This is a genomic window from Betaproteobacteria bacterium (assembly GCA_016791345.1).
GTDB lineage: Bacteria > Pseudomonadota > Gammaproteobacteria > Burkholderiales > JAEUMW01 > JAEUMW01.
In genome coordinates this window covers 1-12,719 of sequence record JAEUMW010000352.1, presented here as the reverse complement: position 1 = coordinate 12,719, position 12,719 = coordinate 1, and the positions used below count along the sequence as shown (strand labels likewise).

Here is a 12,719-nt window from a genome sequence, read left to right as displayed (position 1 = left end):
GCCTGCACGATGGCGCCGGTGCTGGGCCCGAGGCGCACGTCCTCGTCGAGATCGCGCAGCCGTGCGAGCGCAGCAGAGACGTCGAAGGGCGTGTCTTCCACCGCCGCTCGGCACAGCGACTCGGCAAGTTCCAGGGCGAGCCGGACGACCTCTTCCTCGGTGTACTCCACCACGACGTGGAAGACTCCGGGCGTGGCGGCGGGCGCGGTGCGACTGAACGTGACGGGACACCCGGCTTGGGCCTGCAGCCCGAGGGTTGCGAGTTCGAGCACGTGGGCGAGCGACAGCGTCTCGGTATGGGTCGCGGGTTCGAGAAAGCCGATCTCGGGAAAGATGGCGCGGAATCGCGATTCGACACCGGCCATGGCGGAGAGGCTGCGCTCGCTTTCGTCGCAGATGACCGTGGCCTCGATGGCGGTCAGGCGGGTCCAGAGGTTGGGGCCGCGGAGGATGCAGATCTTCGAGACTTCCATGCCGATTTCCTGGTGAGTGAGGCGGGGCGGCTAGCGTGCTGCGACGCGCACACCAGGGCCGGCGGCGCGAGTCGCGGCGGTGCCGTTGGCGTCGAACGTCTCGATCGCCGTGGCGATCGTGTCGACGGGCAGGTCAAGTGCGACGGCCGCCGCGACTGCAGCGAGCACGCCTTCGACGGCAGGCTTCTGCCTGCCGTTGCGCCGCCGCAGCGCCGCTTCCAGATTGACCAGCGTGCTTGCGTTGCCGCCTGCAGCGCACACGATCTGACCCTCGCGGATGAAAACCGCACGACCACCGTCGGCGAGGTGTTCGGCGACGACCGTGGAGCCGTCATCGGCGGCGTAGAAAATCACCTCGCCGTCGCAGAGCGGCGCCATCTCGACGACCTGGGGATCGTGGGCGTTCAGGACCGCCACGCCGTGCGGCAGGACGACGTCCACCTGCGTGCGCAGAACACTGTAGAGCTGATCCGGTTCGCGAATGTCGAACTCGGCGAACTCGTCGGGGGCGCCCAGGTCGGTGACGATCCCGATCTGGCAGCGGTCGTAGGCGAGACCCTCGGCGAGGATCGTCCGCGCGCCGTTCTCGAATACCGCGGCCTCGATCGCGCGGTTCATGAGCAGTCGCTGTCCGGCTTCCCAATGCGTCGCATCACCGCTTTCGATGCGCCGGCGGTTGAGATAGAGCCCGGTGCGGCAGGCGAGGCCAACCTGTTTGCCGGCAAGATGCAGCATCCAGGCGACCAGGCGTGAGACGAGCGTGGTGTGGCTCGCGCCGGAGACGCCGACGATGGGAATGCGGCAGTCGCTGCCGCCGGCGAAGAGGTGGTCGATGATGGCGCGGCCCACGGGACGCGGGGCTGCGTCGGCTGGTTTGAGGTGATATATCAGGCTAGGGCCGGCATTGACCTCGACGATTGCACCGCCCTGCTCGTCGAGGGGTCGTCCGACGTCTTCCGCCACCAGGTCGATGCCGGCAATGTCGAGCCCGACCACTCGCGCGGCGAGAGCCGCCGCCGCCGCCACATCGGCGTGGACGCGGTCGGTGACGTCGAAGGCGACATTGCCGTTGCGCTGGACCAGCACGGTCTGGTCTGCGGGCGGTATCGATTCGGGTGTGAAACCTTGGCGCGCGAGGTCGGCCCGGACGGTGGAATTCATGCGTACGGGATTCAAAGGGAAGTCCTCCGTGTTACCCCGCCGAGGATCGGAGTTGAGCTGGCTCTGGACGAGCTCACGAATTGTCGAGCGACCATCTCCCACCACTGACGCTGCTTCACCCTTCGCCGCTGCCGCGACGCGCCCGCCAACCACGAGCAGGCGGTGTTCGGATCCAGGCACGCAGCGTTCGACGATGACACCGGTACCTTCTTCGCAGGCCACGCGATACGCAGCCTCGATCTGCTCACGAGCCGTCAGATCAGTGAACACGCCGCGGCCATGATTACCGTCGGTCGGCTTCACCACGACCGGGGTGCCGATTTCCTCGGCTGCGTGCCACGCATCTTCCGGGCTTTCGACCAGCCGCCCCTCGGGCACCGGCACGCCGCAGGTCTCGAGCAGGCGTTTGGTCAGGTCCTTGTCGCGCGAGATGCTCTCCGCGATCGCACTCGTGCGATCGGTTTCCGCGGTCCAGATGCGGTGCTGCTTGGCGCCATAGCCCAACTGCACCAGATTTCCCTGGGAGAGCCGTATCGCGGGAATGTCGCGATCGTCCGCCGCATCAACGATGCACGCAGTGCTGGGACCTAAACAGTAGGAATCGACTCCGTCGCGCAGACGCTCGACCGCGGCAGCGACGTCGAACGGGCGGTCCTCGATGGCCGCCATCACCAGATCTCTTCCAGCCTCGAGCGCGTCGCGCGAGACTTTTTCGTGCCAGGCTCGTACGATCACCCTATAAACGCCGCGCGTGGAGGTCTCGCGCGCTTTGCCAAAGCCGCCAGGCATTCCGGCTAGGTTTTGTAACTCCAGCGTGACGTGCTCGAGTATGTGTGCGGGCCAAGTGCCCTCCTGCACTCTGCGGAGAAATCCACCCCTCTCGCCATAGCTGCAGCGATGCTCGATGAGCGACGGCAGCCAGGAGGACAGGCGCTCGTAGAAGCCGGGGATGGTGTTCGATGGCTCGTCTTCGAGTGCGCCGATGTCGACCCACGCTTCGAGTACCGGGCGGTACGTCCACATGTTCGGTCCACGCAGGTGGACCACGCGAAGGATCTCGATGTCTCTGTTTTTCATGGTGTGTCTGGAGGCTTGGCGCCGTCGCTCCTGAGGTTGTCGGGGCGTTCTGCTCGCGCACCCGTCCCGCCCGTTAACGCGCGAGCCGCGGCGGCGACGACAGGAAAATGCGCGAAATTTCGCTGACGGCGTCTGCGCGTATGCCAAGGGCTGCGGTATACTGGCTAAAAATCATACCGTTAGCTCATCAGAAGAAACGGCGATAAGCCAACGGCAAGCGACGGGTCAGGCGTACAAGACCGGTGCCGAATCAGTTCGGGTCAACGCGGCTGCGTCCTGCGACGTTGCTGTCACAGCAAGAACACAAAGCGCAATCTCCGCCCCGCCCGTGAGCGCGGTGTTTTTCTGGCAGGACCACACGACGATGACCCAACCTCTTGCGACAGAGCAGCCCTCTTCGTGCAACGGCTCGCTCCCTGCGTCCTGGGGAGACGAGGTGAAGGCCGTGCTAATGGGAGAGGAAACCGTCCTCGCCTGGGTGCCGCTCGACTTGGACGAACGGCTCCGCTTCGCACGGGGTATCGTCGTCGTCACCGACCGGCGAGTGCTCGCACGCACGCCTGGGGAACCGATCTGGCGCGACTGGAAGTATCGCCACGGGCTGCGGCTCGGCCAGCACGACCACGCCGGCGTCGGCACCCTTGAGCTCAGCGACGAGAAGTCGCGCCTTGCATGTTGGCGCTACACGCTCGAAAGTCACGCCGCCGCGGGGCGCGCAGTCGAACAGTTCGAGCAGTGGTCGGAGCCGGGTCGTTCCGACCAGCCGGCGCCCGCCGGCGAAGCGCTCTGCCCCTGCTGCGGTTCGGTTCTCGACCCCGATCTCGACGAGTGCATGGGCTGTCGGCGGGACTTCCACTCCCCGCCCTCGACCTGGACGCTGCTGCGGCTCTGGCGGTTCGCCAAGCCCTACAGGTTGCAGCTCTTCGTCGGCTTCGCGCTCACGCTCGCCGCGACCGCGGCAACGCTGGTGCCGCCCTATCTGACCATGCCGCTGATGGACCGGGTGCTGGTTCCGTTCGAGCGCGGCACGCCGATCGATTTCGGTGTGGTCTGGCTGCTGCTCGCCGGACTCTTCGGCTCCGCCTTGCTGGCTTGGGGGCTTGGCTGGGCGCGCACCTACATGCTGGCGCTCGTGAGCGAGCGCATCGGTGCCGACCTGCGCACCGCCACCTACGAGCACCTCCTTGGCCTGTCGCTGGAGTATTTCGGCGGCAAGCGCACCGGCGACCTGATGGCGCGCATCGGCGCCGAGACCGACCGCATCTGCATCTTCCTGTCACTGCACGCGCTGGATTTCGCGACGGACGTGCTGATGATCACGCTGACCGCGGCGATCCTGGTCTCGATCAACCCCTGGCTGGCACTGGTGACGTTGCTGCCGCTGCCCTTCATCGTGTGGATGATTCACATCGTGCGCGACAGGCTGCGCACGGGTTTCGAGAAGATCGACCGCGTCTGGTCGGAAGTGACCAGCGTGCTCGCCGACACCATTCCCGGCATTCGCGTGGTGAAGGCCTTCGCCCAGGAGCGCAGGGAGTCCGCCCGTTTCCGCGAGGCGAACAAGCACAATCTGGCGGCGAACGATCGCTTGAACCGCGTGTGGGCGCTCTTCTCGCCGACGGTTTCGCTGCTCACCGAGGTCGGACTGCTCTTCGTGTGGGCTTTCGGCATCTGGCAGGTGTCGCGCAACGAGATCACCGTGGGTGTGCTGACCGCGTTCCTCGCGTACATCAGCCGCTTCTACATCCGCTTGGACTCGATGAGTCGCATCGTCTCCGTGACGCAGAAGGCCGCTGCCGGAGCAAAGCGGATCTTCGACATCCTCGATCACGTATCGAGCGTTCCGGAACCGACGCACCCGGTGCATCTCGCGCAGGTGCGCGGTGAAATCGATATCCGCGACGTCCACTTCCGCTACGGCAATCGCACGGTCCTGCGCGGTGTCGATCTCAAGATCGCGCCGGGCGAGATGATCGGGCTCGTCGGCCACAGCGGGTCCGGCAAGAGCACACTCGTCAACCTGATCTGCCGCTTCTACGACGTGACGGAAGGCGCGATCCGGATCGACGGCGTCGATGTCCGGTCGTTGCCGGTCGAAGAATGCAGACGCCATATCGGCCTCGTGCTGCAGGAGCCCTTCCTGTTCTTCGGTACGGTTGCCGAGAACATCGCCTACGGCAAGCCGGGCGCGACACGCGCGGAGATCGTGGCCGCCGCGCGCGCCGCGCATGCGCACGAGTTCATCCTGCGGCTCCCGCGTGGTTACGATTCCCTGGTGGGCGAGCGCGGCCAGGGGCTCTCCGGAGGCGAACGCCAGCGCATCTCCATCGCGCGGGCACTGCTCATCGATCCACGCATTCTCATCCTCGACGAGGCGACGTCGTCGGTCGATACCGAGACCGAGCAGGAAATCCAGAAGGCCCTCGACAATCTCGTGCGCGGGCGCACGACGATTGCCATCGCCCACCGCCTGTCGACGCTGCGTCGGGCCGACCGGCTGGTCGTGATGGAGCAGGGCGAGATCGTCGAGGTCGGCCCGCACGAAGCGCTGATGGCGAGACAGGGCGCCTACTATCGTCTGCACGAGGCGCAGGCGCGGCAGGTCGACATTCCGCCGTCGGGCGAGGAGGGCTGGGATGGCAAGTCTGCGGCAACTGCGGCGTAGGACCGCACCCAGGATGCCCGGCCACGACCTCCGCCTGACCCGCAACGCGTTCGGTCGGTTGGTTCTGGTAACCAGCGACGGTCGCAGTCACGAGGGCGTGGTGCCGGTACGCGCGTTTCCCATCTCCGCGCCGGGCGATTCCATCGCACTGGTCGGTAGCGACGGTCATGAACTGGCGTGGATCGAGCAACTTTCCGATTTGCGCCCCGAGATCCGTGCACTGCTCGAAGAAGAACTGGCCAGCCGTGATTTCGTGCCCGAGATCCGGCGGCTGCGCAGCGTTTCGAGCTTCGCGACCCCCAGCACGTGGGAGGTAGAGACGGACCGGGGCGAAACCGCCTTCGTGCTGAAGGGCGAGGAAGACATCCGCCGGCTCGGTCGCTCGGGCTTGCTCATCGCGGACCGCCACGGCATTCAGTTCCTCATCCGCGATCTCGGTGCCCTGGATCACGCGAGTCGGCGACTGCTCGATCGCTTTCTCTGATTGGCGTCCGCCCGCAGCCGTTCCGCGGCGCGTTGCACGCCTTCGGGCGACCGTGGTAAACAGCACTTCCCCGTCGTTTCTTCCGGATTACGGATGCCCTTTCGCAAGTTTTCGCCATTCCTTCTCAAGCCCGTCGTCGGGCTGCTCCTCGCTGCGGTGTTCCTTGCCGCGATGGCGCTGTTCTTCATCTACTACGATCCGTACCGCGATGTCGGCCCCAACCTCGTCACCGGTGGCGGGCTCGACCAACCGACGCTCTCCGCCGGTGGGGCCTGGCGGGTACGGGGACCGGGCGTGACGTGGGACGGACACGGTGGCGTCGAGGAATCGGGGGGAATGCGACTCGAACCCCAGGCGGGCCGTGGCGTCAGCCTCAACTACACGGTCGATCGGCCAAAAGGCGCTCGCCTGCTGCGCGTCTCGGCAAGAGTGCGCAGCGAGAACCTCGTCCCGGGCGCGAACCGCTGGAACATGGGACGCATCCTCCTGTCGATGATCGACAGCGACGGGCATCGTTTCGCGCGCACGATCTGCGAGGTCGAAGGGTCGAGGTCGTGGGAGCCGTGCGAGGGAGTGGTTCCGCTCGCGTATGACATCGTCGCGGTGCAGATGAACGTGCAGAACCTGGGCGCTTCCGGCACCTTGTGGGTCGACGATCTGCGACTCGCGCCGGCGGCCGAGAAGTCCACCGCGTTCTATTGGCGGGCCGGATTCGCAGCGCTCTGGGGCGCCGTCCTCGTTTACTGCGGATGGCTCGCGCGGCTCCTCGATCGCCCGCTCGGGGCGGCCATCATTGCGATTGTGATGGTGATCACCTTCGGTGTCACAGCACCGGAAGGCGCCATCGAACTGATCGTGGATCGGGGCGCGGACGCAGTGAACGGACTGGTGGATCCCGAACTATCCGCGACGTCGTCGCACGTTGACGGCCCGGCGGATTACCGCCCGCGCTGGACCCACGAGGTGAGGCAGGCGCTCGGGTGGCCGTTTGGCCTCGTGCTGACGGTCAAGAAACTCGGCCACCTCACCCTCTTCGCGCTGCTCGCGTGGCTTGCCTTCTCGTCGATCGCGCGTCGCCGCGAACCGGCAGCAGCGAATGCCGTCGTCACCACAGGCGCGGCGTTGCTCCTGTTCGCCGCCGCTGCAGAAGTCATCCAGTTCCTGTCGGCGAGTCGATCGCCATCCTTCCTCGACTGGATGATCGATACCGCCGGCATTGTGGTCGGTGGTGGCTTCGCAATGCTCTGGAACCGTTACGCGGCCAACCGCTTCGCGCGCCGCACTGACCCGGACGTCGGCCAACAGCCGTCGTGAGTTTGCGGTTCCCGCCTGCAAGTGCGCCTGCCATTCGCTTGAGCAGCATTACCCGATGAGCAAGATTCTCGATCCGCAGGCGAAGGCGCTGATGGATATCGTCGCGAGGGCGGCAGCTCCGGCGTTCCACACACTCGATGTCGATCGCGCGCGCGACGAAACGCGCAAGCTCCACGCGTATTTCAGTCCCCCGGCGCCCCAGGTTGCTGCCGTGCGCGAAATCGAGATACCCGGCGAGGGCGCAGCGATTGCAGCGCGTCTTTATCGGCCGCGGGGCAGCACAGCAGAGATGGCGCTTCCGCTGCTGGTCTTCTTTCATGGCGGCGGCTGGACCGTGGGCGACCTCGACAGCTACGATCCCCTGTGTAGGACGCTCGCCAACGAGGCGTGTTGTGCAGTGTTGTCCGTCGACTATCGGCTGGCACCCGAACACCCGTTTCCTGCAGCGGTGGACGATGCCTGCACCGCAACGGTCTGGGCCAGCGAACACGCGGAGGAACTGGACGTGGATGCCTCGCGTATCGCGGTGGGAGGCGACAGCGCGGGAGGCAATCTCGCGGCAGTGACGGCAATCCTCGCGCGGGACCGTGGCGCACCGTCGGTCGCGCTTCAACTCCTGGTTTATCCGGCAACGGACCAGCGCACGGAGCGCCCCTCGTGGCGGCAGTTCGGTCGCGGCTATCTGCTCGATCTGGAATCGATTCGCTACTTTCAGAACAAGTATCTGCGCCACGCCCGCGACTACGACGACTGGCGCGCGTCACCGTTGCGGCGGACCGATCTGGCAGGCGTTGCGCCCGCGCTGGTCATTACCGCAGGCTTCGATCCGTTGCTCGATGACTGCGTGGCCTATGCCGACCATCTGAAAGCCGCCGGGGTCGCTGTGGAGTATCACTGCTTCGAGGGCATGGTCCATGGGTTCCTCACCCTCGGCAAGCTGTTCACGGCGGCGGGTGAGGCCACGCGGCTAGCAGCGCAGTCACTGACACGAGCGTTTCAGCGCTGACGCCCTTGCTTTCAGCTTCTCGGCGACGACCTGTAGCTGGGATAGACCCGCAGCTGCGGCGACGGAGTCCCTTCGATGCGCGCTTCCGGGCCGGGCACGACGGCATCGCCGAAGCCGATGTCGATCTGCACGCGGCAACGTGCGCCGCCGAGCAAGCCCATCAAGGTGACGCGAACGCCCGCGTAGTTGGTCTCCTCGCGAATCTCGGCGGCCTTCACCGTCCAGCGCGTCACTGAGCTTCCGACGACCCGCGCTGGCGCTTCGGCGTCGGTCGCTGCTCGGCCTAGGTCAGCAGCTCGTCGAGGGCTGGGCACAGCGACTGGCCCCAGTCGGTCATGTGTGGTACTCGACCTTCGGAGGCACCTGCGGATGTGGCGTCCAGCTGCCGTGTTGGGCGCAACGCAAGGCGCTCATATTCCAAATCTCCTCGCCAGTTCATCCACCCTCATATACCTGTGATCCTGACGCAAATTCGGGGCGGCTTGACCGATGGCATCAAGGCATTGGCGCAGTTCTGGTGGTAGCCACGATGGCCGGTCGCCCAGGATGGTGAATAGCAGCTGCAGCGCGTCTTCTGGAAAGCGGCCGGACAAACCGGATTGCTGCAAGCGATGAGTCACATAGTCAGGGTCCTGAACCACGCGCAGCCAATTCCCAACGGCTGCCATCGCCGATGGGAACGCGCCGCCCGCCGCGACGCACAGACGAGCCAGCGATTCGGCGTTGGCGCTCGATGCCTGATCGTTCGACTTCGGCCAGATCTTTTCCCAAAACGGCAAGATCCGATTCTTCCAGTAGCCTTCGCGCTGGTCGCCTGCACCTTCCAGCGCCCGCACCAAAGCTTGAGCCGATTCGCGCAGGCCATCGGCAGGAAGTGCGCGGATGGCAGTGGCCAGTTGCACTATGGTGAAAGTGTCGCCGGGATCGAGCGCCGCGAATGTCAGGAACGCCGCGAACTGCTCATTGTGCTTGCCCAACTGCGCGTAGTGATTCACCGTGTCGAGAAAGGCGGGCTTGATCGCTTCCATCAACGGGCGATACAGCCGTGGTGAACAAAGGAAACCTTCCCACGCAGCGTGCGCTTCGGTTTCGGAACGATTCCAGTCGAGCAGTGGTAGAAGGTGCTGCTCCGACCAAGCCTCATCCACCCGGAATAACGAGAGGGCATGGGCTGACAGCAATACCCGGCCATGCCTGAATTTGGCGATCTGCGTATCGCAAAGCTCCGTGAAGATGGGCTTGATGAATTCCGGCAGCCCTTGCCCGTCGTCTGGTTCTTGGCGATACCACCAATCCAGCAATGCCTGCGTCACATGGCCGACGGGATGATTGATGGCGCGGAAGACCGGATCGTCAGCGTTGCCGTCGTCCTCGAAATCCAAGCGCAAGATGCGCTGAGCAAGCGTCAGGAAGTGATCTTCATGACCCTCGAACGTTTTTGCTACGGCCTGCAACCACCAACTGATGCCGTTGGACAAGGCCTGCACCAAGTCATCTGGGGCGTCGACGACAACCGGAGCCATGAAGCGCCAAGAGCGATTGCGCAGATTTTCTTCCGCCCAGGCTTGTAGCGCATCGCGCCAGCGTTCAACTGGCCAGTTGTTCTGCTGCGAGAGCTTGAATAGTGCGTAGGCTGTTGCCTGAAACATCTCCGAGCACAGCTTGCGCCAGTCGTCCTGCTGCGAGTTTTCCAGTACGGGATGCGCTAGCAGATAGTCCAGCACACTGCGCTTCGTGCGCGGAATGGGAGTGAATGGCTTCCACGGATCACGATCACCGACCCAACCGCCTCCCATCCAGATGGGAAATTCATCACTCTCATCTGCGGCAAGCTGCCACGGGTATTGTGCCGAGAGGGCATCGAACCGCGTTCGTCCCGCTTCGCTGAGGGTTACGCCTGCTTGGGCCATTTTCGCAAGCCGCAGCCACACGCCGTGATCCACGATGTTGTTCCAAGCGTCTGGCTCGATATCGGTGCGGTACAGGTCGCGGGGTGGTCCGGCAAGAATTGCCTGCTCCAGTTCCGCCAGCATCGCTGCATTCAGTTGCGGTGCCAACGAAACCAATAGGCGCATGGTTTCGCGTCTGGTTTCCTCCGACCAGAGCCAACGCTGCTCATCTGCCAACAGCCAGTCGAGAGCCTGCCGGAGTGGAATAGCGCGCCCCTGCGCGGCGGCAAACAGCGCGAGGCGTCGAAATACCGGATACGGCCCATGCGCCCACGTCTCGGCCACAATTCGCGCCCGTTCCGGCGACTTCGCGGCGGTGGCCAACCACGCATCGCGGGCCAATTCGATCAGCGCCGTCCAATCGTGGAAGTCTTTGTTCTGCGAATGATCGGAAATCGAGGGTTGGTTGACATAGGAGTGATCGTTCTCGCTGTCCACCCCGCCGAGTTCGCGCATCAGATCGAGTGCGTCGCGTAGCAGGGCGCTGAAGTCGTCTAGCAGTTCCGGCAGTGCCGCTGTCCACCGCTCATTCTTGGGCAGATCGCGCAAGCCGGAATGAACGTGATCCGACGCCAGTACGACCTCCCATTCCACGATGCTCTTGATGCGATCCCGTGCTTCCCCATCATCGTCCTCGCCTGACCAGCGGAACGGCTCGCGCAATGACAAGCAAGGTGTCAAGGTTTCCCGCAGGGCCAAGCGCACACTGGCGGTCAACCCATCGTTCTTGAACTGATCTCGCCAGCGGTAGAGGCTCAGGTCACGTAGTCTGGACTTCACATGCCCGTTGAGGAGCAGGCGCCAAAGCGTTCGCATTGACGGGCGCGGAATGGCGTTGGGCGCGCTCGCCCGGATGCGATCCAGCTCGGTGGTGTTGCCGTCACTTGCGAACTTGGCAAGTTCATCGAGACGACGTTCGATCAGCCAGACCAATTGGTCGTGCAGTTGGCCGCCACGTTTGATCAGCCAGAGAAATAGCTTCGGGTCGTCAAGGTGACGAAGGAGCCAGCGGGCCAGTTGGAACATCACCGCATCCCAGCGGCTGTTGCGATGCCCCGCATCGACAATCGCCATCCACGGCGCGAGCGGATACGGCGCTGGCCTGCTGGTCAGGCTGTAAGCGAGCTTCTCGTCTAGCGTAGCTTGGGGCGGAACACCGAATCGCCCCAAGTCGGCATGCCGATAGAGTTCCTGACTCAACGGCTCCAACCAGTCCAGCGGCGGCACGGGGTCTAGTTCCGCGAACCGCTTTGCGGGTAAGCCGCCTGGATCGCTCAACGCCCACAGCATCCGCCCGACAAAATCGTCCTGCTTCGTGCTCGCCAGTGGACGGGCGATGGCGCATTCGACGACGATGCGTTCTTTGCCGCGCACACCGTCGCGGTAGGTGTTCGCCCAAGCGCGCAGGGTCTTGTGCAGATAGGCGTGATGCTGATGCTCGCGGTAGAGAATGGGCGTAACGTTCTTCGCTTTCCATTCACTGGCGCGATCTACCTCCTTGCCTTTGGAATGGCTGCCAAAGGCGAACATCTCTGGTGGCGATTCGCCCAGCAGACGGTCTGCGGCCAGTGCATCCATCATGTAGCGCAGCACCGGATCGTTGATGCTGTAGCCGACGAAGCAGACGGTGAAGTTGCGGAACAACTCGCTGACGAAACGCGCGGCCCAGCGCTCGGTCAGATAGGCCAACCCGAAGTCACCGCTGGAAACCACCAGCCGAGCCATATCTCCCGCAGTTGGCGCGTCGGGCAACAAGCCGTGCAGATACACCAAGCCGTCCCACCGAGTCTTCGGCACGGGAAGAAGCGGGGCCTTGAAATCTGGAAACGACAGGGATCTCGTCTTCCTGACTTCCTCGAACAGGCGGTCGAAGTTGGTGGTGATGAGCCGGGTGCGGCCCTCGCGGTTCTGCGCGAGGGTCAGCAGAGCTTCATGCGTAGCCGTCGCGTTCGGGGCCGTAAGGTCGGGCGCCAGGATCGTTGCCAACGAACGGCGCACGGTTTCCCGCCCACCGACGACATCTGATTCCAGCAGGCCGATGGCGGTGTCGAACTGGCCCGCCTTGATGGCGGACTGCTGCACCGGATTTGGCGTGACCGAAAGGGCTTGGTAGAGCCTGTCCACCAGACCGGAAAAGCCGGGCAGCCGCGCGGGATAGGAAACGCCCGCGCCACAAAAGAACACCACGCGCCCGTCCTCGTGCAGTTGCAAGAGGCACTCAGGAATATCGGGGCCGTGGCGGACGAACTGCATTCAGTTGGCTCCTGAGAACGCTTGGCCCCACGTCGCTGCCTGCAACGCTTTCAACCGCCTCAACGCCTGCGCCGTCACTGGGGCCAGAGTTATCGCGGCCAGCATGGTACTCGAAAGCTAGACCGCCAGAACCCAGCGCACGCGGGGATTGAGGGCAAGAAAAAAGGCCCGGAGTCTATCCGAGCCTGGTGGATGATGGTGGAGGTGGCGGGAATCGAACCCGCGTCCGCAAGCCCTCTACAGGCAGTTCTACATACTTAGTCTGGCCATTTGATTTGACCGCTTCCGCGCGGGCCGACGCGCTCGGAAACGGCGAGTCACTCGGATTTAGTACCGG

7 protein-coding genes, 1 other RNA gene and 1 pseudogene are annotated in these 12,719 nt (G+C 64.4%); 4 read left to right on the top strand and 5 right to left on the bottom strand.

Annotated elements, in window-relative coordinates; genetic code table 11:
* Both JNK68_13825 and cphA read right to left on the bottom strand, forming a co-directional pair.
* On the bottom strand, positions 1–473 hold a 473-nt coding region (locus tag JNK68_13825; protein MBL8541421.1), incomplete at its 3' end, for a cyanophycin synthetase.
* 30 nt (positions 474–503) lie between these two features.
* Positions 504–2,711: a cyanophycin synthetase gene (gene cphA / locus JNK68_13820; protein ID MBL8541420.1), complete on the bottom strand. Its 2,208-nt coding sequence runs from the start codon at positions 2,709–2,711 to the stop codon at positions 504–506.
* A gap of 451 nt (positions 2,712–3,162) precedes the next feature.
* Between cphA and JNK68_13815 the strand changes: the two genes are divergently transcribed.
* From JNK68_13815 to JNK68_13800, 4 genes are all read left to right on the top strand, one after another.
* Positions 3,163–5,376, top strand: coding sequence for an ABC transporter ATP-binding protein (locus tag JNK68_13815; GenBank protein MBL8541419.1), 2,214 nt, complete (start codon positions 3,163–3,165; stop codon positions 5,374–5,376).
* 13 nt (positions 5,377–5,389) lie between these two features.
* Entirely contained in the window at positions 5,390–5,860 is a 471-nt protein-coding gene (locus JNK68_13810; protein MBL8541418.1) for a DUF1854 domain-containing protein, read from the top strand.
* Positions 5,861–5,953: 93 nt separating this feature from the next.
* Positions 5,954–7,174, top strand: coding sequence for a VanZ family protein (locus JNK68_13805; GenBank protein MBL8541417.1), 1,221 nt, complete (start codon positions 5,954–5,956; stop codon positions 7,172–7,174).
* A gap of 55 nt (positions 7,175–7,229) precedes the next feature.
* Positions 7,230–8,180 (top strand): alpha/beta hydrolase, encoded by a 951-nt coding sequence (locus JNK68_13800; protein MBL8541416.1) that lies wholly within the window; start codon positions 7,230–7,232, stop codon positions 8,178–8,180.
* A gap of 6 nt (positions 8,181–8,186) precedes the next feature.
* On the opposite strand, the pseudogene JNK68_13795 reads toward JNK68_13800, so the two are convergent.
* The 3 genes and pseudogenes from JNK68_13795 to ssrA all read right to left on the bottom strand — a co-directional run.
* Positions 8,187–8,401, bottom strand: a pseudogene (locus JNK68_13795) (nucleotidyl transferase AbiEii/AbiGii toxin family protein).
* 189 nt (positions 8,402–8,590) lie between these two features.
* The gene (locus JNK68_13790) at positions 8,591–12,382 is read right to left on the bottom strand and encodes an SIR2 family protein (GenBank protein MBL8541415.1); all 3,792 of its coding nucleotides are present in this window, start codon (positions 12,380–12,382) and stop codon (positions 8,591–8,593) included.
* 196 nt (positions 12,383–12,578) lie between these two features.
* Positions 12,579–12,719: a transfer-messenger RNA gene (ssrA, locus tag JNK68_13785) on the bottom strand; the annotation flags it as partial.